The sequence below is a fragment of the Brevibacterium permense genome (assembly GCF_025506275.1).
GTDB classification, from domain to species: domain Bacteria; phylum Actinomycetota; class Actinomycetes; order Actinomycetales; family Brevibacteriaceae; genus Brevibacterium; species Brevibacterium permense_A.
Genome location: NZ_QYCP01000001.1, coordinates 184016 through 205586, shown reverse-complemented (window position 1 = coordinate 205586; position 21571 = coordinate 184016). Strand labels below are relative to the sequence as shown.

The window sequence follows — 21571 nt, the reverse complement described above, 5'->3', positions numbered from 1 at the left end:
CTGCCGGTTCTCCGGCCCAACCGAAAATGACGTCTGATGAAAATCCCGCAGCTCCTCCGCCTCCTCCGCCGTCACCTCATCCTGCTCGTCGTCACGCTGATCGCCGGTGGGGTGGCCGGATTCGGGATCTCCGCCCTGCTGCCTCCAACCTATTCGGCACGGACCGAACTCTTCGTGTCCGTGCCGACTTCGGGCGATCCCTATGAGATGCGCATGGCCTCCGACTTCATCAAGGAGAGGATCCAGACCTACGTGGGAATGGTCGGCACCGAATCCGTCCTCGAACCGGTCGTCAGCGACCTCGACCTCGACACGACACCGGGGGAGTTGGCCTCTCGGGTGGAGGCGATCAGCGATCCCGAGACAGTCCTCATCACCATCCAGGCCAGCGCGGACGATGCCGACAGCGCCGCGCGACTGTCGACCGCGGTCTCTCGCAGTCTGACGGAGCGGATCAGCATGCTGGAGAATCCGGGAAAGACGGATTCTTCGGCGATCGACCTGATAGAAGCCAATGAGGCGGTGCCGCCCACCCGACCTGACGGACTGCCGCGTTGGCTGTTCATCCCGATCGGTGCTCTGCTCGGTCTGGCGGCGGGAATCGCCGTCGCAGTGGTGCGGGGAACCTACGACAACGTCGTTCGGACGAAGAACGATCTGGCGGCGGTCACCTCGGTGCCCCTGTTGGCAGCTGTCCCGGAAGACCGCGACATCACCTACCGTTCGAACAGGGACGGTCCCGCGATCAGCGGCGTCCGCGGAGAGTCCATCCTGCGGCTGCGGACGAACCTCTGCTTCGCTCATGTCGACGAAGACAGCACGGTGCTGCTCGTCTCGTCGTCACGGCCGGGAGAGGGCAAGACGACGGTCGGGATCGATCTGGCCATCGCCAGTGCACGTGCAGGACACAACGTCGTCCTCGTCGACGCCGACCTGCGTCGACCCACGGTGGCGGCGCGCCTGGGCCTCGAAGGTGCGGTCGGGCTGACGACCGCCTTGGTCAGCGGGCTCGGACTCGACGAGCTGCTGCAGACCTGGGGCGATGACGATCTGCACGTACTGGCCGCCGGCCAGATTCCGCCCAACCCCACGGAGCTGCTCGAGACCCGGGCGATGAGCGAACTGGTGTCCGAACTCGCCGGCAGATTCGACCTCGTCATCATCGACAGCCCACCGCTGCTGCCGGTGGCCGACGGCCTCGTCCTGTCCAAGCTCGCCAACAGGACCCTTCTCGTCGCCGCGGCCGGAGGAGTCAAATCGCGGACCGTCGCCGAGTCGGTGAGAGCACTCGATGAGTTGGGATCCCCGATCGGGCTCGTGCTCAATCGGGCAGAGATGTCGAGCGCAGAAGTCGATAGGCACAGAACGTACGGCATCCACACAGTGCTTGCCGACGGCCCGGGAGACGCGCGAGGACATGGCGGGCACGACAGCCCGGGAGACGTGGTGGGCCCGGAAGACGTGCGAGGACATGACGGGCGGGATCACCCGGAAGACGCGGAAGGTCCGGGCCGGCAGGAACGACCGGCCACCTCGGTGGGGGCTTCGGTCGAGGACTCGGACGGTCCTGAGACGAGGCCGATGCCGTTGGTCCGCGACGACGGCGGCTACTCCCGATCATGATCGCCATCTGGTTCGCCCTGACGACGGTCTGGGTGCTCATGCTGGTTCTCAGCTGGAGGATCCCGAAGCTGCGGCATTGGAGCAACGCGGTGCTCCCGCTGGTGTCCCTCGTGCTCATCAACACGATCGTCGCAGCGGTGAGCAACTTCGACATCTCCGACAAGTCGATCTATTCGATGGAGTTTCAGATCCTCAGCTTCGCCCCTGCCGACGAAGTCTTCTACACCTACGCTGCGGAGGGGCGGGAGCCCGCGTTCCTCGTCCTCAGCTGGATCATCGGTCTGTGCACCCATGACCCGAATGTCTACTTCTTCATCGTCGCGCTGCTGGGGTCGACGATCATGGCTTTGGCTCTGCTGTGGCTGCTCCGATCTGCGTGGCAGGTCACGCTCGTGTACTACATCACCTTCTGCTTCGGCTTCTTCACCGGGTATTCGAGCTACCTCCTGCGGCAGGGACTGTCGTTGGTGTTCCTCATCCTCGGGCTCGTCGCGCTGTGCCGTCACACCCGACTGTGGAAGATAGTCGTGCTTCTGGTCGTCGCGTCGCTCTTCCACTGGTCGGCCATACCCGCAGCGCTGATCGTCCTCGGCATCCGCGTGCTGCCGAAGGTGCCGACCATCGTCCTTCTGGGTGTGTGGGCGCTGTTCTCACTGCTGTACCTGTCGGGCCTCAACGCGGCTCTGCTGGCGCCGTTGGCGTCCTCATCCGAAGAGATCGAGATGTATACCGACCCCGCGAACGCCGAACTCTACACAGGCGGGACGAACCGGTTGGACTTCTGGGTCCTCGGCTTCGGCGTCCTGGTGTTCGGCTATGTCGTGCTGCGGAAGTTCGACAATCTGCCCGAGTGGTACGGCCAGCTGTACCACGCCTTCATCTTGCTGAATACGTATTATCTGGCCCTGGGATTCGTCTACTACAGCGACAGGATAGCGGCATATTCGTGGTCGATCGTCCCGCTGGTCGTGACCGTGCCGGTGATCTCCCTGGCCGGGTGGAAGCAGGGGTGGGGCAGCGTGACGCTCATGGCCGGTTTCCTCGGTTGGAGTGAGTACATCGGTCTCATGGACAACCTGCTCAACGCCTGAAGCCGCCCGGGGCCGCGGTCCGTGTTCGGCGAGCCTGCGCGGCCAGCAGCCATGTGAGTGCGAACAGCGCGCGGTGGCCGATGAGGTTGTAGGCGGTCCCGAAGGTCTGCTGGATCGTGCCCAGACCGCGAAGACTCACATGCGGGGCCGAATCCCGATACCGCCTGGCCGTCGTCAGCTTCGTCCGCAGCGGAAAGTCACACCCCCGGTGATGGAGGTCCTTGGTTGAGGACACCGCATTCTTGGCCCGAATGTAGCCGGCCGCGGCTCGCAGCCTGGTCGAACCCACCTCGGCGGCGAATTCCTGGAGCGCATCGTTGACGCTCATCAGCTCATCGTGTTTGCCGGAGAGGAACTGCCGAGTCACCGACGACGAATTGTCCTGCCGGTAGTAGTAGCCGAGCAGAGGCAGATGGACCGCGGAGACCGCTCCGCGGGCGACGGCGAGGTTGAACAGCAGATCTTCGCCGAGGCTGACCCCGGCGGGAAACCGGGCCCCGGACCTCTCCACGGTCCGACGGCGGTACGCCTTGTTCCAGACGGTGTTGAGCGATTCGTCGACGATCCTCGGGGCCAGATATTCGGCATCGAGCACTCGTCGGGGTCGGCTGCCGAGGCTCCTCTCGCCCGCACACAGGTGCCGGGGGACCACTGCCCGGTCACGCGCCTCGGCGAGGGCGATCGGGTCTCCGGTGGTCTCGAAGGTGACCACATCGGCTCCTGCAGAGTCGGGCCCGGCGACGGCGGCGAGCAGACAGGGACTGAGCATCTCGTCGTCGGCGTCGACGAACATGATCCATTCGCCTCGCGCGACGTCGAGGCCGGCGTTGCGTGCCCTCGACGTCCCTCCGTGGTCGGCGAGCAGACGCACCACACGGTCATCGGCCGTGGCGAAATCCTCGATGATCGCCGGTGTCGAATCGGTCGAACCGTCATCGATGACGATGAGTTCGAGCTCCTCATGGCACTGGGCGAGGACCGATCGTAGGCAGTCCGCGAGGAATCGTTCCCCGTTGAAGACGGGAACGATGATCGAGATCAGCTCATTCGACATGCTGATTCGTCTCCAGCGCAGGTGAGGTGGCTCCGCTTCCGACGAGGGTTCGCAGGAATCGACGTATCCCGTCGGCCGCATGCGAGTAGTCGAGAGTGCTGCGGTCGAAGGGCATCGGCTCGAGCAGCCGCCCCGAAGTCCAGTCGGCGGCGATCCGGGCGGCCAGTTCCGCGGTCTCACCGTCGGCGGCGAGGCGTGCTGAGGGAATATCGCGGACCCCTTTGACGTCGAATGCGTAACTGGGGCATCCCATCGCCAAGCTCTCCAGCATGACCCGGGGGAGCCCCTCCCATTGCGCGGTGTGCACCAGGGCATGACTGCGCTCCAAAGCGGCGGCGGCATCGCCGGGTCCGATCGCGGTGACGATGCCGGACAGGCCCCGGAACTCGATCTCTGCGCGGCTCTCGGTGCGGAATCGTCCCTCGCCGAGCATCTCCAGTCGGAAGACTAGCCCGCTGTCGCGCAGATGAGCAGCGATGTCGAGGGCGAGGTGGGGGCGTTTCCGAGACGAGAACTCTCCGATCCAGCAGAGCCGGAGAGGCCCCTCCGGCACCGGTCTCACCGGGTAGTCGAGCAGATCGAGACCGACTCCCGACGCCAGATGCAGGTGCGGGCGACCGGCGAAGCGGGTGGCGAACCAGCGCTGATCGTCGGAGTTCAGCGAGATGATTCCGGCTGTGCGCGGCAGAAGTGCGCGTTCGATGAGGGGCCAGATCCGGTCTCCGATCGAGCGGGCCTCGTTCCAATGGAGACCGTGGCAGAAGTAGACGACCGGGGCCGTTCCGACCGCCAGCCTCACCAGCGCCGAGGCGGTCGCCGAGTTCGTGACGATGACGTCGAGGCCCTCACGCTGCGACCACCTGCGCAGACCGGTCAGGGCCTGAAACATCCGCCGATCGGGACGGCGGGAGAGGCCGGGGATCACGGTCGATCGGGCCGCCTCCATCGGCGATCCCGCTGCGAAGCTGACATGATGACCGTGCGAACGCCACGCCTCGGCGATCTCGATGAAGAAGGAGTCCAACATTCCGCCAGTGCTGGCCAACAGTCCGATTCTCACTTCACGTCACCGTCCCTTACATCTGCGCACTCGTCGACATCCTCAGAATAGGAGGCGGAAGCAGTGGACAGCCGGTGATGCGGAGCTGACTACGGTCTCCCGCAGACGCCGTGCGGTTCACCGTCGGGGCCCGACCACACGATCGTCCCACGGCCTCTGAACAGCGGTTTTGCCTCGACCCTCGGCTGAAGTCGAAAGCGCATCGAGTGGCTGAGTAACGGGTACCAGTGATGACCTGTCCATGACAGAGTAATGACACGAAGCTGTCCGGAGTCGACCCCCTAGTGACCGGGGTTGAGGTGCGGAAGCCTGGGCATCGTGAAAACTCTCAATGATCTCCCAGAACCCCTGTCCGCCCCCGGTGAGACTCAGCCCCGTCGGCTCCGCTCCAGCTCCGTCGGACTCGCCTGCATGGACGCGGGAGCCCTCATCGTGTCGTGGTTCCTCGTCGTCTCACTCTTCGGCCGAGTCTGGGGAGGTGAGTTCTTCCTCCTGCTGCCGATGCTCATCATCGGCCAGCTCGGACTCGGCTACCTGCTCTCGCTCTATCGGAACCGATACCAGCTCGGCTCCGACCACGAGCTGCGCAATCAGGGCATGGTCGCAGCCGTCCTCTTCACCGGCACGTCACTGGCCGGTGTCGTCCCCGAATACCGCGAGGACATTCCCTGGCTGCTGCTGGCGCTCCTCTTCGCGCAGGCACTGATGATCTTCGGCAGGCAGCTCATCCGCGTGCTCCGGCAGCTGCGCCTCGTGCCCGTGTCCGGTGAACCGGTCGTCATCGTCGGCGCCGGGGACCTCGGTGCTTCGTTGGTCTCGCAGATGATGGCCGACCCGCTCAGCCCGTATCGCCCCGTGGCGATCGTCGATGATGACTCCACGAAGGTCCGGCAGCTCATCCACGGGGTTCCCGTCCGCGGATCGACCTCCGCCATCGCCGAGGTGGTCGCTTCCTCCAACGCGGCAGGTGTGATCGTCGGCATCGCCGACGCTCCTGCGACGGTCTTCGCCTCTTTGGTGCAGCGTCTCGACTCCGAGCAGATCTGGGTCAGGGCCGTCCCCTCACCGCTGGACATGCTCTCCTCGGATGTCGGCATCTCCGACATCCGCGACCTCGACGTCACGGATCTCATCGGTCGACCGGCGGTGGAGCCGGAAAGCGAACAGATCTCTCAGCTCGTCGAAGGACGGACCGTCCTCGTCACCGGAGCCGGCGGATCGATCGGCTCGGAACTGTGTCGGATCATCTCCCGACACAGTCCCCGCCGGCTCATCATGCTCGACCGTGACGAGTCCGAGCTGCACTCTCTGTGCATGAGCCTCGAAGGACGCGCCCTGATGGACTCACCGGACCTCGTCCTCGCCGACATCCGCGATTTTCAGGCGCTCGACCGCGCCTTCACCGAACTCAAACCGGACATCGTCGTCCACGCGGCCGCTCTCAAGCATCTGCCGATGCTCGAGAGCTACCCAGCCGAAGGGTGGAAGACCAATGTGCACGGTTCACTCAATGTGCTGCGTGCCGCGCAGAATCACGGCGTGGGCCGCTTCGTCAACATCTCCACGGACAAGGCCGCGAACCCCAGCAGCGAACTCGGGCGGTCGAAGTTCGTCGCGGAGCGATTCACCGCCCACTTCGCTGCGGCAACCGGCCTTCCCTACGTCTCGGTGCGATTCGGGAACGTCCTCGGCTCTCGCGGATCGGTGCTCATCTCGTTCGCCGACCAGATCCGCCGCGGCGGACCGCTGACCGTGACCCATCCCGATGTCACACGCTTCTTCATGACCATTCCCGAGGCCTGCCTGCTCGTACTGCGCGCCGCCGCTCTGGGCAGCAGCGGACAGACGCAGGTGCTGGACATGGGCGAACCCGTGCGCATCGTCGATCTCGCCAAGCGGCTGATGGCGGTGACGGGACGAACGTGCCCGATCGTCTACACGGGGCTGCGCGCCGGAGAGAAGCTCAACGAAGAGCTCTTCTCCCCGGAGGAGCTCGACCGAACCTCGGCGAATGGGGTGTCGTGGACCGTCGACGTGCTTCCTCTGGACCCTGATGCCGTGCCCGATCCGCACGCCTCGCTCGACGACATTCGACGCTGTTACCTCAGCACGGTCGATTCCGCGCAGTCACCGTTGACTGCGGCCTCGGCCGAGCCGGTCGATGACGCCGACGCCCGGACGTCGGAACCGGCGATCTCCGACTCCCAGAAGATGCCGGGCATCGAGGTCGACCGCGGCGCAGGGGTCCTCGGGCTGACCGCACAGGGACGGGCATGATGAAGATGCGGATCCCCCTCTGCCTCCCTTCCGTGGGAGAGCTGGAAGAACAGGCGATGGTCTCTGCCCTGAGGTCGGGCTGGGTCGCCCCGGCCGGTCCTCAGCTCGCCGAGTTCGAGACACGCCTGGCAGCCGTGACCGGCCGGAGGCATGCGGTGGCGGTGAGCTCCGGAACCGCGGCGCTGCATCTGGCTCTGCTCTCACAGGGGATCGGGCGCGGCGACCGTGTGGCGATTCCGACCCTCACCTTCGCAGCGACGGTCAACGCCGTCCACTATGTGGGTGCCGAACCGGTCTTCATCGACTGCGACGAAGCGGGCCTCATCGACACGTCCGTCCTCGAAGTCGCATGCTCCGAAGCGCTGACCACTGACCGACCGATCCGAGCGGTGCTGCCTGTCGACCTCTACGGCAGACCCGCCGACTATCCGCGGATCACCCGCATCGCCGAAAACTACGGTGCCGTCGTCCTGTCCGACGCCGCGGAATCGCTGGGTGCCGGAACCCCAGGCGCCCCGGCCGGATCCCCAGGTGCTCCGGCCGGATCCTTCGGAACCGTCGCGGCAGTGTCGTTCAACGGCAACAAGATCATCACGACCTCCTCGGGCGGGGCGGTTCTGTGTTCCGATCTGGAGACCGCCGAACGGGTCCGCTACCTGTCGACGCAGGCGAGGCAGCCGGTGCTCCACTATGAGCACACCGAGGTGGGGTACAACTACCGCCTGTCCAACCTCCTCGCTGCTTTGGGCACCGCACAGCTGAAGCGGCTCGACGCGATCGTGGAGAGGAAACGCGAGCATCACCGCAGCTATGCTCGGGCGCTGTCGCACATCGCAGGGCTCGACCTGCTCCCCGCTGCCGAGGGCAACTGCTGGATGAGCGTCCTCATCGTCGGCCCGGAATCGGGCACGGACGCGTGGACATTGGGAGAGACCCTGCTCCACCGCGGAATCGAAACACGTCCGGTGTTCAAACCGATGCACATGCAGCCCGTCCACGCCGGTTGCGATCTGCGCTATATCACCGGTCGCGCTGAGGCGCTCTACGGCACCGGTCTCGCCCTGCCGTCGAGCACAGACCTGACTGCCGGCGACAGGGACATGGTCACTGCCGAGATCGCCGCTGCCATCGGAGAGGCGGTCACGGTATGAGAAGGCGGGCTGCAATCCTGGCAGCGGGCCTCACGGTCGTCGCACTGCTCGTACTCGGAGCAGGACTCGGCGCCTATAACGGGTATCTCGCGATGACCTGGGATTCAAGCGTGACGACGATCACTGATCCCGACCTCGCCGCGCAGCTGGGGGAACCGACCGAGACAGCTTCGTCCGGGGAATCCTCGGCCGTCGACATCCTCATCATCGGCGGCGAGCACACGCAGAACGACACGGGCGCCGCCGACGGCAGGGGCCTGGACGCCGGGCTCGTCATGCTCGCCCACATTCCCGCCGACCGCAGCGGAGTCCAGCTCGTCTCGATTCCCGAAGACGCCTCGGTGAGTGTCCCGGGAGGCGGCCAGGACACGATCAATGCCGCTGTCTCACTCGGCCCGCCGATGGCGGTGCGAGCCGTGTCGAATCTCCTCGGAACGGGGATCGACCATGTGGTCCTCGTCGATCTGGCCATGCTCGATGCCGTGGCCGAACTCCTCGGAGGAATCGAGGTCGAGTCGACGGTGGCGTTCGAATCCGCAGGCCACAGCTTCACCTCGGGGCCAAACCTGCTCGACAGCTCCTCGGCGCTCGCCTTCTTCAGCGGCGACCGTACGCTCAGCCCGCAGCGGTTCCTCAACCGGCAGGAATTCATCCGTGCCGCCGGCTCTCAGCTCGTCTCGACGGGTCATCTGTCCGATCCGCTGAAGATCACTGCCGCCATCAGACAGGTCAGTCCCTATCTGAGCGTGGACTCGGGGTTCGACGCCAGCACGCTCGTGGGGCTCAGTTCGCAGCTGAGGGCGATCGGTGAGGACGATATCGACTTCATCACGCTTCCGACCGCACACGGAGAAGCCACCGTCGACGACGGCGGACGGCTTCGAGCGGACACATACGATGTGGAGGAGTTGAAACGATCGATCGCTGCCGATTCCGTCGGCGACTTCGCTGCCGAAGTCACGGTGCGACCCCGATGATCGACCAAGCTGCACTGCGACTGACCGTGGCTCAGATGCGGGATCAGTTCGATCTCGCCGAGGATGAGGCCGCGGCCCTGCAGATCGCCAGCGGCGGCTGGGTGTCCTTCGCCAAAGCGGCTCTCGACGCCGTCGAGTCCAGCGGGCGGGGACTGTTCGAAGTCGTCAGCTCCTCGGCCCTGGCCGATTTCGTGGTGGCGCACTTGGACGAGTTCTCGCTGTCGCTCTCACCTGCGGATCAGCGTGCGCTCGGGGTGCTGTCGCTGCTCGAGGGATTCGATGACGATGTGGCCGAGGTCGCTCTGGAAGCGGCTTTCGACCACTGGCCAGAGCATCTTCGAGCCGATGTCCCCACGGTGATTCTGCGCCTGCAGATCTCTGGGGCGGTGACCTCTGGTCCCAGGGGCACTCCGTGGCACGTGCCCGTCCTCGTCGCGGCCTGGGCCCGCAGAGTCCTCACCGAGGCCGTACCCGAGTGTGAGAGTGAGACCATCGAGAGCTCCCTGGCCGCGGCTCTCACCACACAGGAGGAATTGGCGGGGCCTGTGGACACTCTGCTGGTGGACAACGCGGTTGCCCTGGCCCGCAGGACACGAGGCTGGAGCCTGCTCGATCGGATATTCCAAACCTGCGGTTATCCGATCTTCTACCTCTTTCCCCGGTCCAGCATTCCGGCGTTCGCCCGCCTTCCGGCAACGGCCCTGCGCGCGGTTCCGGAACTCGAGGAGATCACGACGGTGGCGACCATGGCGCAGGAGGCCCTGCTCGGTCTCGACACGGAAGCGGACTTCCCGGAAACGGTTCGGGCCTGCGTGGCTCGTCTGACCGCTCCTGGGGCAGCACACGACAAATACACGGTACAGCCGGATCACAGTGACTCCGAAGACGAGTCTGTGCCTATCGAAGAGATCGGAAGTTCCATGAGATTCCATACAGTGATGAATGAGATGGCACGTCTCGGCCATGCCGGGGAGCACCGCACAGCAGCTGAGTCAGGATCGTCCTGGACGACTGGCGGAGTGGCTCGGCGATCCCACCGGGTCGTTCGCCTGCAGGCGTCGATCCACAGTGTGCTGGCCGATGAACCCGGTCGTGCGCTGGCACTGCTGCGGTCGATCGAGGACGAGGTGAAGGAGGAGGCGGTGCCAGGGGACTCTCTGCCCCCAGCCGTCATCGCCTGGTCAGCTCTGGCGTCGTATCTCGCGGGAGATCAGGAGCGTGCCGACGCAGAGCTCGCCGAGTTCGCGCTGTTCGACCATCCTCCGTTCGTGCAGGAGCAGGTCTTCCGACCTGCAGCGCTCGTCGTCCAGGCCTACCGCAGTCTCGACGCCGTGAACCTCGCGGATGTCGAAGCGGTGGTGCGTCGGATGCATGACTATCCGGACATGGGCGAACTGTGGTATCACGTGCCGATCATCGAGCGGAAGCTCGTTCAGCTGGTGGCCACCTCCCGGTCGGCTCTGCTGCGGTCGGAGGAGTCGATCAATGTGCACGCGTACAGGGCCGCCTCGGACAGGCGCATTGAATCCCTGGTCGCCTCGCGCATCGGTATGCTCATCTGTCTCGGACAGCTGCATCGTGCCGAGACTCTGTTGGAGTCGATCACCGGACCCTATGGCGCCGGGCAGGTGCTTCAGGCTCGCGGCGAACTGGCGGCGGGACGCAATGGGGCGGCTGTGCGCATCGCCGAGGCACAGTACTACGAGAACCACATCTGTACGCGGGACAGGGCCGACCTCACGGGAATCAAAGCCGCCGCACTGCTTCGCCTCGGCCAGACGAGTCAGGCATTGGATTCCTTCGCGGAGCTGCTGGAACTCTCCGTCCTGGTGGGGTCGCTTCTGCCGGTCGTTCAGATGCCCATCGTCGAACGACGTGAGCTCTTCCGGGCCAGTGCGAACAGGCCGGTCTGGCAGAAGATCTCGAGGATCGTCTCACCCTCGCTCGGCGACGAATTCACCGTCGCAGGGGCACCGGAAGCTCTGATCGGACGCTTGGGCGACCTCGGTGCGGCCGTGATCGGAGTGGTGGACTCGCCGACGCTCGGCCACCGTGAAATGGTCCTGCTCGAAAGTCTCGAACGCGGGGCGAGCGTGTCCGAAATCGCCCACGATCTGATGTTGGTTCAAGGCACGGTCAAGAACAATCTCTCGTCCCTCTACCGCAAGCTCGGAGTCAACAGTCGCGACGCGGCGGTCGCGCGGGCCCGGAGCCTCGGCTACCTCGATGCCGGCGGCGCATAGAGGACGACCCGACGGTTCCGTCGCCGCAGGGCCGCGGTCACAGCGCGGGAACCTGCCACTCATGCGGGGGCCTGCGTACCGCGGTCACAACGCGGGGACCTGCACCCGCGCATCCAGCGTCTGCCGATCGAAGAGGTCGACGACGAGTTCCTCGGCGACCTGACCGGCCAGCGAGAGGATCCTGATCACACTCTCGATGTGCCAATAGGCGGCCGCCCCCTGAGTGTGGCCGGCGATGAGCGGTCCGAGGACGAAGATCCCCGACGCGGCGCGGAACGACGCATCCAGGACGAGGCCCGTCCGTGAAGCCGAGGGGCGGGCGACGCCGGATCCGAGCATCTGACGCAGCAGGGCGGACCGGGTGTCGGTCACCCGTTCGAACCCCGTCCCGTTGACGATGACGGCATAGTCTCGAGCCGGTGATGTCGATGAGGAGTCCGGCGCCGCGGCCTGGCGCGCCGGATCCACGGTGACGGCCAGTCGGCCCGCGGTGATCCGGGCTTCGCGGAAACGACCGGGAACGAAACCGATGGTTCCCTCATCGATGCCCTCGACGAGGAGGTCGAGAGAATCGCCTCCGGAGCGGCGCAGCAGATCATTGATGATGAGACCGTGCTCGGCGGCCATCGAGCATCTCTCGTAGTCGTCCATATAGGCCAGAGAGGAGCCGACCGCTCCGATGAGCACCGCAATAGTCGAATTGGCGGTGCCCTTCTCGATCGCGGCGGTCAGCTCCGCCGCGACCGTGCGGCTGAGTTCCTGTGCCCGCAGCGGCTCACCCGCCTCAGCGGCGGACAGCAGCCGGTCGAGCAGCGGTGTCGACGCGGTCTCTCCCGGGCGATCATGGTGCCAGTAGTGCGGTCGTCCCCGGGAGCAGAGGATGTGAAGGCGCGCTGCGGTGGCGCGGCGGAGCCGGTGCGAGGCGAGGATGAACTCCAGTGCATCGGCATTGCCCCCGACGAGGAGGATGTCGCGCTGGTCGACCGGCAGGGACTCGAGCCGCGCCCAGGTCCGCTCGATCACATGGTCGAGGCTCGGTTCGTGAAGGTCGGCGATGATGCCTGAGTCGAGCTCGTCCTCCGCGCTGCCGGCAGCCGAGCCGCGCCCGCCGTCGACGACGATGAGCTCTTTGACGGGAGGTGAGCCGATCGCCAGGAGCAGCGAGCGAGCGTGCAGCTCGAATCGGCTCCCACCCGTGACGGCGTTCTCGCGCAGAAGGACACCGGCTGGGGTGTGTGTGATCTCGTCGATGTCTGCGTGGACGAAGTCGACCTCGGCGACATCGCGAGCCTCCTCGAGTGCCGCAGAGACGAGTTCGGCAAGATGCTGACCATAGAGACGCCGGGGAAGATAGAGACGCTCCCACCGGCTCTGTCGTATGTCCTGCTCGTGGCGGAGGATCCAGTTGATCTCCATGGCCTCAGCGAGAGGGGAGTCCGGGGCCCTGCCGGCTGCGGCCCACCGCAGCATCTCCTCACGCTGGCCCTCCAGCCAGGCGATGAAAACGCCGCGTTCACGGTCGGGGAGGAAATGCTCGAGATCGGAGATGAGCAGCGATGATCGTCCCGAGCGATGTCCATAGGGCAGGCCCGAGTGGAACTGCTGGTCACGGTCGATGACGGTGATGCGCACAGGCTCGAGGAGTTCGGTCCTCCTCGCGGTCAGGCGCGAGAGGATCTCCAGGAGACCGTGAGTCCCTGACGCACCGGAGCCGAGGATCGCGATATCGGTCATCAAGGGGATTGAGCTGCTCATCATGGCGGGCGCCTCTTCGGTGGGGTGCGTTCGGAAGGAGTGCAGGGTCCTGGGACCGCATGCGACGGGGGAGAAGCCGTCGAGGACGGCCCGAGGTGTATCCAGCGTAGAACTGCGCGGAGTCATCTCAGGTGACGAATCCATTCCGATCCCGCGCTGACGATCATGACCCCCGGACGCCCATTCGCTCAGCGGGCCGCTCTCTCACGCAGCCCACGCCCCTCACGCGGTCACCAGATCCCGCCTTCGGAACCCGAGCATGCCCGCCCCGGTGAGAACCACAGCGATCACGACGAACCAGAGCACCGCCTCGGCGGAGAGATCCTGGGCCGGATATTGGCCGATATGGGTGAACAGGGACAGATCGAGGACAGCGTCGTCGAGCTGCATCAGTCCGCCGAAGAGGGCGAGCACCGCCGAGGCGCCGAAGACGATCCAACTCAGGCTCATCAGCCGCGGGACGAATCCATAGAGCAGGTAGGCGAACCCGAGCAGCGCCCAGATCGACGGCGTCTGCGCGAGATGCCCGAGCAGGGTCGGCCACACCAGGGACCAATCGTCCATCGACATCGCGGCTCCCACCCCTTCACCGAGGCCGGCCATGCCCATCAGCCAACCGGCCCCGACCAGAGTCACCACTGCCCAGGAAACCAACCATCCGCTGCGGGAGACTGCGGTCGCGAGCACCGGTTCGGTGTGGAATGACGCTTCCTCGGACCGCACCCCGCCTGCGGCGATGACGGCATAGGCGGCAACGATGATCGCGAAGTACAGGGCCATATAGCCAAGGTAGCCGTCAACGATTCCGGACCGCCCGCCCATGATCGACAGGATCTCCGGGGGCATTCCCGCGGCTCCTTCGTCCATGGGCCCGGTGAACGAACCGAACACCACGCCCATGACCAGCATGCTGATCGACCACCAGATCAGATTCGAGGCCTGCAGCCGCAGGGCCAGACCCAGGGGTGTCGACAGCAGCGGTCCCGCCTGCGACCGGCCCGGCCGTTCGGCGACGATCCCGGCACCCAGATCACGACGTGACTGCAGCACCAACGCCAAGACGGTCAGGACCGCGAACAGACCGACGGAGTACAGCAGCGGCCACCAGCGGTCGAGGGTGAACGGCGCTGTCTGCTGCGCCCATCCCAAGGGTGAGAGCCACGACAGCCAATCGAGCGAACCCCCGGACACCGCCGACATGTCGCCGATTCCACGGAGGACGAAGGTGAGCGCGAGCACCGCGCCGGCCATCGACGAGGCAGCCCTGGCGAAGGCGCTCAGCTGCACCGTGACCGCGGTGACTGCGGCGAAGACACACCCCACCGCGCCGATTCCGACCGTGAACAGCACCGTCGCCGACCACGAATCCGGTTCGGCCTGAGAGAACCCGAACGCCGCCGCCATGCCCGCGCTGAGCAGGAGATTCATGATCACCGTGAGCACGAGGGCCGCGATGAGCTGAGTATGCCGACCGGTGACGCCGGCGCGGACGAGTTCGGCCCGCCCGGTCTGCTCCTCGGCGCGCGTATGCCGGGAGACGGTGAGGATCGACATCAGAGCCGCCCCGATCATGAGGAACACCCCGTACATGCCGACGATGAACCGCGGGATCGTCACCTGGTCGAGCCCGTAACCCGGCCCCGTGATGAGCGCCATCACCGGATTCTTCGCGAACGCCGTCATCGCCTGCAGCGAATCCGAATCCATGACCACGGCGATCGCATTCGCGAAATACGCGGTGAGTGCGGAGAGAGCAAGCACCCAGACAGGCAGCCACAACCGGTCCCGTCGGAGCATGAACCTCAGCAGATGGCCCAGCCCTGCCAGGGTTTCCCCGCCGAGGCGGCCACGCCGTTCCCGCTCATGTGCACCATGATGATGCCCGGTTTGCGGTGAGTTCCCGGGACCTCCGTGGACAGTGCGATCCCCGTCGTCCGTGTATGCGGCCAGCAGATTCATGACTCCTCCTTGCCGTAGTGACGCAGCAGCAGCTGCTCGAGAGTCGGCGGGGTCGCGGTGAGCGAGTCGACATCGTGTTCGCCGAGCGCCCGCATGATCCGGGGCAGCTGCGCCGTATCGGCGCTGAAATGCAGCCGTGATCCTTCGCGGACGAGGTCGTGGACACCGGTCATCTCGGCCAGGGCGGGCACATCGTGTTCGAGCCCGACGGTGATCGTCGTCCGGGACAGGTGTCGCAGCTCCGACAGAGTTCCCGTCTCGACGATGCGTCCGGAGCGGATGATCGACACCCGATCGGCCAGGGCCTCGACCTGGGCGAGGATGTGGCTGGAGAGCAGCACCGTGCGACCGGCCTCCTTCGCCTCGCGGATGCAGTCCTGGAACACCGCCTCCATGAGCGGGTCGAGCCCGGCCGTCGGCTCGTCGAGGAGCAGCAGTTCGACGTCCGAGGCCAGTGCGGAGATGAGCGCAACCTTCTGCCGGTTGCCCTTCGAATAGGTCCGGCCCTTCTTCCGCGGGTCGAGGTCGAAGCGTTCGATGAGTTCATCGCGGCGGCGTCTGTCGACCCCTCCGCGCAGCCGGGCGAACAGGTCGATCGCCTCACCGCCGGTCAGTCCCGGCCACAGTTCCACATCGCCGGGAACATAGGCCAGGCGGCGGTGCAGGGGCACCGCCTTCGACCAGGGATCCTCGCCGAGGAGGCGCACCGTACCCGAGTTGTGTCGCAGGATTCCGAGCAGAATCCGGATCGTCGTCGACTTGCCGGCGCCGTTGGGGCCGAGGAAGCCGTGGACTTCGCCGCGCGCGACCTCGAGGTCGAGGCCGTCGAGCGCGCGGACGCGTCCGTAGGATTTCACGACGTCTCGCATCGAGATCGCCGCCGAGACGGAGGCTCTGCTGTCGTCGATGCGGCGGGTGCGGGTCAGGGTGCTCATGATTCCTCATCTCCTAAATCAGAGTCTTCCGGGACGGACTCGATCGCTCCGTGCAGGTAGAGATCGAGCAGATGCGGGGCGAGTCGGGTCATCATGTCGGTGGTGTCTTCGGTGCCGAGAACCGAATGCAGGCGATGTTCGAGGATGGAGGGGGCCAGCGCCATGACCGCGATGGTCGCCGCCTGTCCATGAGGATCTTCGCTCTGTCGGAAGGTGTATCCGGCGAAACCGTCGGTGAGATAGGACTCGACGAGGTCGACGTAGTGGTCGAAGTACCGCTGACCGTGCTCACTCGGGTCGAGCAGGGACTTGACCAGGTAGTCCACGGCGGTGGACATCTCAGGATCGTCGAACATCATCTGCACGGCCATGGTGGCGTAGCTGGCGTTTTTCGCCTTCGACTCGGTGATCCGTTCGAACACGTGCTCGTCGCAGGCGCTGCGCAGTCCGTCCTTCGACCCGAAATGGTGGATGACCAATCCGGGGGAGACCTCGGCTGCAGCGGCGATGCCGCGAACAGTCGTCTTCGTGAACCCGTGGCGGGCGAACTCGGCGACGGCGGCAGTCAGGATCTTCTCCGCTGTCTCGGGCGAGGAGTTCGGAGAGCGGCGGGAGTCGGAATCCGGATCTGTTGAACGCATGTTTAATATTAAACGCGTGTTCAAGCGCGGGTGTCAATGGTTCGGATGCAGAAAGTTCTCGCACCTCTGTTCTGGATGAAAAAGTTCTCCCGCCTCTATTTACATACAACCAGTCGGTTGTATGATTGACCGCATGAAAGGACTTCTCGATGACGAGGCGGATGCGCTTTTCCAGGCATTGGCCGACCGCACCCGGCGCGATATCGTGCGTCGAGTCGCAGGGGAGGGACTTTCCGTGTCCGATCTGGCCGACGGCTACGACATGAGCTTCGCCGCAGTGCAGAAGCACGTCGCGGTCCTCGAACGTGCAGGACTGGTGACGAAGCGCCGAGTCGGCAAGCGGCAGATCGCTCACGCAGAGGTGGGCCCGCTCCGCACCATCAGGAGCATGCTCGCCGAGCTCGAAGGCCAGTGGGTCGAACGAGTGCAGAGAATCGACGACCTTCTGGCCGGGGACCAACGGGCCGGGTCGTGAGGCAGACCACCACAACGCTCGAGGAGCAGCCATGCCTGTCACCGACACATTTCATGACGAAGAGACACTGACGCTGACGATCGTCGCCGAATTCGCGGCGCCGGTCGAGCGGGTGTGGGAGGTCTACGCCGACCCCCGCCAGCTCGAGCAGATCTGGGGTCCTCCGACGTATCCTGCCACGGTCGTCGACCATGCGCTCGAACCCGGCGGCAGAGTCACGTACTTCATGACGAGTCCGGAGGGGGAGAAGTTCTGCGGGCTGTGGGAGCTGACCTCAGTCGATCGTCCGAAGCGACTGGAGTTCCAAGACTACTTCGCCGATGAGGACTTCGCCGTCGTCGAATCGATGCCCGGAAGCAGCTGCATCTACAGCTTCGAAGCGATCGAGACCGGCACCCGCGTCACCTACGAATCCGTCTTCGACTCGGTCGAAGGGCTGCGCACCGTGCTGGAGATGGGTGTCATCGAAGGCTCGACCGGCGCGATCAACCAGATCGACGACCTGCTGGCCCACGGCTGAGGCGCGAACCGACCCGACCGGACTCGCAGAGGACGATTCTGCGGGAGACTTATGTTGCTTCGCGCCGCTGAAATCAACATTCTTCTCCCGCGGAACGGCGCACAGTCGCCGGGGTCCGATTCAGCCCTGCGTCCGGGCCTGCATGGAGCGTGCCGGGGCGTCGGGTCGGACGGGGATGATGAGAGCCAGGCCGATGGCCAGAACGATGAGGATGCCCAGCGTCCCCGCCCGCTGGAAGCCGAAGAGCGTGATCGCCAGCGCGAACATGGCCGGACCGAGGAAGCTCACGGCCCTTCCCGTCGTGGCATAGAGCCCGAAGTTCTCCCCGGCCGATTCCGGCGGCGTGATCCGGGCCAGGAACGACCGGCTTGATGCCTGAACCGGACCGACGCAGAAGCTCAGGATCAGGGCGCAGACCCAGAACACGTCCGCCTCGGCGCTGAAGAGGATCGGCAGCCCGCCTAGGATGATGACGATGAGGCCGGCGATGATGACGGGCTTCGGACCGAGCCGATCATCGAACCATCCGGCGATCATTGCCCCGGCGCCCGCTGCGACGTTCGCGGCCACACCGAGGATGATGATCTCCGAGGCGGAGAAGCCGTAGCTGCCGGCCGCGAGGACGCCCGCGAAGGAGAAGATCGCGGCGAGACCGTCCCGGAAGACCGCCGAGGCGATGAAGAACCGCAGCGTCTGATGCTCGGCCGACCACATCCGGATCAGACGGCGGACGAGGCCCGCATAGTCGGACAGGAACGCCCGGATCGGATGCCCACCCGAGGTGCCCTTGGCGTTCGCGCCCGGTGCCGAGAACAGGACGGGGAGTGCGAAGATCGCGAACCACACGGCTGACAGCACCGCGACGATGCGGAACCGCAGCCCCTCTTCGTCGCTGGCGCCGAGGAAGCCGACCTCGGGTTGGATGACGAGGACGAGGAGGATGACGAGGAGGACAAGCCCTCCGACGTAGCCCATGCCCCAGCCGAATCCGGAGACCTTGCCGACGTTGTCGGGGTCGGTGATGCGGACCATGATGCCGTTGTAGGACACCTCGGCGAATTCGAAGAAGACGCTGCCCACAGCCAGGAGCAGCAGGCCCAGCCACAGGTAGTCGGGGGAGTCGCGGACGAAGAAGAGCCCGAACATCGTGAGCACGACGATCCCGGTGTGCACGCCCAGCCACAGACGATGGCGTCCCCCGGCGTCGGCTCGCGTGCCGGCCGCCGGAGCGATGACGGCGATGACGAAACCGGCTGCGGCCATCGACCAGCCCAACGCCGAGGAGCCGGCTTCCTCGGTCGCGGCGACGGACTTCGTCAGATATGGAGAGAAGACGAAGGTGATGATCACAGCGTTGAAGGACGCCGAACCCCAGTCCCACAGTGCCCAATTGAAGATGCGCAGGCGATTGCCCGAACCGGGGCTCGAACCGGGTGAAGTCAGCGTCGAGGCCATGAGGCCACTGTACTGAATGCCGGGTCCGAAACGTGGGGTGAGCCGTGGGGCGATTCCCCGGCTTGGTCCGCTCTTCTCGCAAGTCGACTTTCCTGTTGCGGCGCAGAGCGAATTCTCTGCGTGACCAGGGATTTCACCCCTGCTGTGGGCGTCTTGGCTGAAAGTTGCCTTGAAGGAGACTGGGAAATGGGGCAGAGTGAAACGGTAATCCAATCATCCGATAAGGAGAGCGAAATGAGTAACCCCGACACGAATTTCCAGTCGGGAAACGGGTTGGGACCGGGCCCGGAAGAGCAGCTGCTCTTCGGTGAACCCGACCCCGTAGAACTGCATCTGCCTGAGAAGCTCCACATCGGCGAATCCGATTCCGACGACGCGATCACGCAGAAGCTGCGCCGGCAAGGAGTGCACATCGGCAAGGGCATGATCGCTCCGCGCGTATTCTGGCCGGCGCTGATCATCATCGTCGGAATCGTCGTGTTCTCCGTGTCCCTGCCCGAGGGCACGGGCCAGGTCATCTCGAGCATCCAGAACTGGATCGTCACGGACCTCGGCTGGTATTACATGCTCGTCGTCGGACTCTTCGTCGCCTTCGCCATCGTCGTCGGCTTCTCGAAATTCGGCAAGATCAAGCTCGGCAAGGACGATGACGAACCCGAATTCGGCGTGATGTCCTGGTTCGCGATGCTCTTCGCCGCCGGCATGGGTATCGGCCTCGTCTTCTACGGTGTGGCCGAACCGCTCACCTACGCCACCACCGGGCCGAAGCCCGGCTGGGCCGGCGGGGAGGTCGAGAACGCGCAGATGGGCATGGCCCAGACCTTCGTCCACTGGGGACTGCACCCCTGGGCGCTCTACGCGGTGCTCGGCATGGCGCTGGCCTATGCCATCCATCGTCGCGGTCGCCCTCTGTCGATCCGGTGGGCACTCGAGCCTCTGCTCGGCAATAAGGTCAAGGGCTGGGCCGGAGACGTCATCGACATCATCGCGATCTTCGGCACCGTCTTCGGCATCGCCACCTCGCTGGGCCTCGGTGTCCAGCAGATCTCGGCTGGACTCAAACACATCGGGGTCGTCGGCGACTACGACAACACCTTCCTCATCATCCTCATCGTCATCATCACCTTCCTCGCCACCGCTTCGGTGGTCTCCGGTGTGGGCGCAGGCATCAAATGGCTGTCGAACATCAACCTCACGATGGCCGGCGTCCTGCTTGTCACGGTCCTGGTGCTTGGCCCCACTCTGTTCCTATTCCAGAACTTCGTCGAATCACTCGGAGTCTGGCTGGCGAACGTGCTGAACATGACCTTCGACATCGGTGCCTACTCCGGCAAGGAGGGGGCCGAATGGAACTCGAGTTGGACCCTCTTCTACTGGGGCTGGTGGATCTCCTGGGCACCTTTCGTCGGTGTCTTCATCGCACGCATCTCCCGCGGGCGCACGGTCCGCGAGTTCATCGCCGGTGTCCTGCTGGTGCCGTCGATCGTCGGCTTCTTCTGGTTCTCCGTCCTCGGCGGTACCGGCATCTACCGTCAGATCTTCGGCTCCGGTGACCTTGTCGATCCGGATGAGGGAGTCGTCGCCGAGCGTGTCCTCTTCGACGTCCTCGGCGACCTGCCGTTGGGCTCGATCCTCTCGGTCATCGCGATCATCCTCGTGGCGATCTTCTTCATCACTTCCTCGGACTCCGGCTCGCTCGTCGTCGACATGCTCGCCTCGGGCGGTCACCCGAACCCGCCGATCTGGTCACGCGTGCTCTGGGCGCTGATGGAAGGTGCGATCGCCATCGCGCTGCTCGTCGCTGGCGGTCTGACCGCGCTGCAGGCGGGATCGCTGGTCACAGCGTTGCCGTTCTCGATCGTGCTGCTGCTCGTCTGTGTGTCCACACTCAAGGCCTTCGGCATGGAGGCCAAGCGGACCGCCGCGATCGAACGTGCCGCACGCTACCGTGCGGTCGGTGAGCACCTGGCCGACGACTTCGACGAATACCTGGGCGAGAAGGTCGACGAGCGCATCGACTACCGGCTCAGCAGTTCGCAGGGTCTGCTCGGCAAGCAGCGGTCGAAGTCGGCCGGTCGCGAAAGCAATCGCGGCGGCCGCGACGTGCCGACCCGGGAGACGGAGACACCTCCAAACTCCGAGTCCTGACCCGCCCGGGTCCTCATCCGCACCGCGGCGGCTCACCGCCGTTGAAACCGCCCGACCCGATGGTCGGCCGGTTTCGTCGTTCACGGGCGATGCCAAGGGCGGGCATCCTCGGTGAGGGGACCGGAAACCGCACACCGGGACTTGCCCGCAGAACTCGTCAGGGGAATGCCTCCTCGGTGAGGTGAGGCCGTCGGTCGGGCCACCTGC

16 protein-coding genes are annotated in these 21571 nt (G+C 65.3%); 9 read left to right on the top strand and 7 right to left on the bottom strand.

What is annotated here, in order from left to right:
* Window positions 1–36 precede the first annotated feature (36 nt).
* Both D3I60_RS00860 and D3I60_RS00855 read left to right on the top strand, forming a co-directional pair.
* Window positions 37–1623 (top strand): polysaccharide biosynthesis tyrosine autokinase, encoded by a 1587-nt coding sequence (locus tag D3I60_RS00860; RefSeq protein WP_262774119.1) that lies wholly within the window; start codon window positions 37–39, stop codon window positions 1621–1623.
* Window positions 1620–2714 carry an EpsG family protein gene (locus D3I60_RS00855; protein ID WP_262774117.1) on the top strand — a complete coding sequence of 365 codons (1095 nt, stop codon included), beginning with the start codon at window positions 1620–1622 and terminating at the stop codon, window positions 2712–2714. Before D3I60_RS00860 ends, D3I60_RS00855 begins: the two co-directional genes overlap by 4 nt.
* On the opposite strand, the gene D3I60_RS00850 is transcribed toward D3I60_RS00855, so the two are convergent.
* Together D3I60_RS00850 and D3I60_RS00845 are read right to left on the bottom strand one after the other, a co-directional pair.
* On the bottom strand, window positions 2704–3768 hold the full coding sequence (locus tag D3I60_RS00850) for a glycosyltransferase family 2 protein (protein WP_262774115.1): 1065 nt from the start codon (window positions 3766–3768) through the stop codon (window positions 2704–2706). The genes D3I60_RS00855 and D3I60_RS00850 overlap by 11 nt on opposite strands.
* Entirely contained in the window at window positions 3758–4828 is a 1071-nt protein-coding gene (locus D3I60_RS00845; RefSeq protein WP_262774113.1) for a glycosyltransferase, read from the bottom strand. The genes D3I60_RS00850 and D3I60_RS00845 overlap by 11 nt, the downstream gene beginning before the upstream one ends.
* Window positions 4829–5146: 318 nt before the next feature.
* Here D3I60_RS00845 and D3I60_RS00840 point away from each other — a divergent pair, with 318 nt between their 5' ends.
* The 4 genes from D3I60_RS00840 to D3I60_RS00825 are packed head-to-tail and all read left to right on the top strand — an operon-like array spanning window position 5147 to window position 11476.
* Window positions 5147–7105 (top strand): SDR family NAD(P)-dependent oxidoreductase, encoded by a 1959-nt coding sequence (locus tag D3I60_RS00840; RefSeq protein ID WP_262774111.1) that lies wholly within the window; start codon window positions 5147–5149, stop codon window positions 7103–7105.
* 32 nt (window positions 7106–7137) lie between these two features.
* Complete coding sequence (locus D3I60_RS00835) at window positions 7138–8256, top strand: aminotransferase class I/II-fold pyridoxal phosphate-dependent enzyme (protein WP_262774109.1); 1119 nt, start codon at window positions 7138–7140, stop codon at window positions 8254–8256.
* Window positions 8253–9233 (top strand): LCP family protein, encoded by a 981-nt coding sequence (locus D3I60_RS00830; protein WP_262774107.1) that lies wholly within the window; start codon window positions 8253–8255, stop codon window positions 9231–9233. Before D3I60_RS00835 ends, D3I60_RS00830 begins: the two co-directional genes overlap by 4 nt.
* A complete protein-coding gene (locus D3I60_RS00825; protein WP_262774106.1) occupies window positions 9230–11476 on the top strand; it encodes a helix-turn-helix transcriptional regulator in 2247 nt (748 codons plus the stop codon). Before D3I60_RS00830 ends, D3I60_RS00825 begins: the two co-directional genes overlap by 4 nt.
* An 84-nt stretch (window positions 11477–11560) precedes the next feature.
* Here the strand turns inward: D3I60_RS00825 and D3I60_RS00820 are convergent, their stop codons facing one another.
* The 4 genes from D3I60_RS00820 to D3I60_RS00805 all read right to left on the bottom strand — a co-directional run bounded on the left by D3I60_RS00820 (window position 11561) and on the right by D3I60_RS00805 (window position 16766).
* Entirely contained in the window at window positions 11561–13234 is a 1674-nt protein-coding gene (locus D3I60_RS00820) for an FAD/NAD(P)-binding protein (protein WP_262774104.1), read from the bottom strand.
* Between the two features lie 219 nt (window positions 13235–13453).
* Window positions 13454–15190 carry an ABC transporter permease gene (locus tag D3I60_RS00815; protein WP_262774103.1) on the bottom strand — a complete coding sequence of 579 codons (1737 nt, stop codon included), beginning with the start codon at window positions 15188–15190 and terminating at the stop codon, window positions 13454–13456.
* Entirely contained in the window at window positions 15187–16125 is a 939-nt protein-coding gene (locus D3I60_RS00810) for an ABC transporter ATP-binding protein (protein WP_262774101.1), read from the bottom strand. The genes D3I60_RS00815 and D3I60_RS00810 overlap by 4 nt, the downstream gene beginning before the upstream one ends.
* Window positions 16122–16766, bottom strand: a complete 645-nt coding sequence (locus tag D3I60_RS00805; RefSeq protein WP_262774099.1) for a TetR/AcrR family transcriptional regulator — start codon at window positions 16764–16766, stop codon at window positions 16122–16124. Before D3I60_RS00805 ends, D3I60_RS00810 begins: the two co-directional genes overlap by 4 nt.
* A 133-nt stretch (window positions 16767–16899) precedes the next feature.
* Here D3I60_RS00805 and D3I60_RS00800 point away from each other — a divergent pair, with 133 nt between their 5' ends.
* Both D3I60_RS00800 and D3I60_RS00795 read left to right on the top strand, forming a co-directional pair.
* Complete coding sequence (locus D3I60_RS00800) at window positions 16900–17241, top strand: ArsR/SmtB family transcription factor (protein WP_262774097.1); 342 nt, start codon at window positions 16900–16902, stop codon at window positions 17239–17241.
* Between the two features lie 31 nt (window positions 17242–17272).
* The gene (locus D3I60_RS00795) at window positions 17273–17761 is read left to right on the top strand and encodes an SRPBCC family protein (protein ID WP_262774095.1); all 489 of its coding nucleotides are present in this window, start codon (window positions 17273–17275) and stop codon (window positions 17759–17761) included.
* A 120-nt stretch (window positions 17762–17881) separates the two neighbouring features.
* Here D3I60_RS00795 and D3I60_RS00790 read toward each other — a convergent pair whose 3' ends face one another.
* Complete coding sequence (locus D3I60_RS00790; RefSeq protein WP_262774093.1) at window positions 17882–19216, bottom strand: MFS transporter; 1335 nt, start codon at window positions 19214–19216, stop codon at window positions 17882–17884.
* Between the two features lie 234 nt (window positions 19217–19450).
* Here D3I60_RS00790 and D3I60_RS00785 point away from each other — a divergent pair, with 234 nt between their 5' ends.
* Window positions 19451–21364, top strand: coding sequence for a BCCT family transporter (locus D3I60_RS00785; RefSeq protein ID WP_262774091.1), 1914 nt, complete (start codon window positions 19451–19453; stop codon window positions 21362–21364).
* The last annotated feature ends 207 nt before the right edge of the window (window positions 21365–21571 follow it).

Excerpts from the sequence above, each read along its gene's own strand:
- D3I60_RS00860 (WP_262774119.1), top strand. The coding sequence starts at position 37 with ATGAAAATCCCGCAGCTCCTCCGCCTCCTCCGCCGTCACCTCATCCTG.
- D3I60_RS00855 (WP_262774117.1), top strand. The coding sequence starts at position 1,620 with ATGATCGCCATCTGGTTCGCCCTGACGACGGTCTGGGTGCTCATGCTG.
- D3I60_RS00850 (WP_262774115.1), bottom strand. The coding sequence starts at position 3,768 with ATGTCGAATGAGCTGATCTCGATCATCGTTCCCGTCTTCAACGGGGAA.
- D3I60_RS00830 (WP_262774107.1), top strand. The coding sequence starts at position 8,253 with ATGAGAAGGCGGGCTGCAATCCTGGCAGCGGGCCTCACGGTCGTCGCA.
- D3I60_RS00825 (WP_262774106.1), top strand. The coding sequence starts at position 9,230 with ATGATCGACCAAGCTGCACTGCGACTGACCGTGGCTCAGATGCGGGAT.
- D3I60_RS00820 (WP_262774104.1), bottom strand. The coding sequence starts at position 13,234 with ATGATGAGCAGCTCAATCCCCTTGATGACCGATATCGCGATCCTCGGC.
- D3I60_RS00815 (WP_262774103.1), bottom strand. The coding sequence starts at position 15,190 with ATGAATCTGCTGGCCGCATACACGGACGACGGGGATCGCACTGTCCAC.
- D3I60_RS00810 (WP_262774101.1), bottom strand. The coding sequence starts at position 16,125 with ATGAGCACCCTGACCCGCACCCGCCGCATCGACGACAGCAGAGCCTCC.
- D3I60_RS00805 (WP_262774099.1), bottom strand. The coding sequence starts at position 16,766 with ATGCGTTCAACAGATCCGGATTCCGACTCCCGCCGCTCTCCGAACTCC.
- D3I60_RS00800 (WP_262774097.1), top strand. The coding sequence starts at position 16,900 with ATGAAAGGACTTCTCGATGACGAGGCGGATGCGCTTTTCCAGGCATTG.
- D3I60_RS00795 (WP_262774095.1), top strand. The coding sequence starts at position 17,273 with ATGCCTGTCACCGACACATTTCATGACGAAGAGACACTGACGCTGACG.
- D3I60_RS00790 (WP_262774093.1), bottom strand. The coding sequence starts at position 19,216 with ATGGCCTCGACGCTGACTTCACCCGGTTCGAGCCCCGGTTCGGGCAAT.
- D3I60_RS00785 (WP_262774091.1), top strand. The coding sequence starts at position 19,451 with ATGAGTAACCCCGACACGAATTTCCAGTCGGGAAACGGGTTGGGACCG.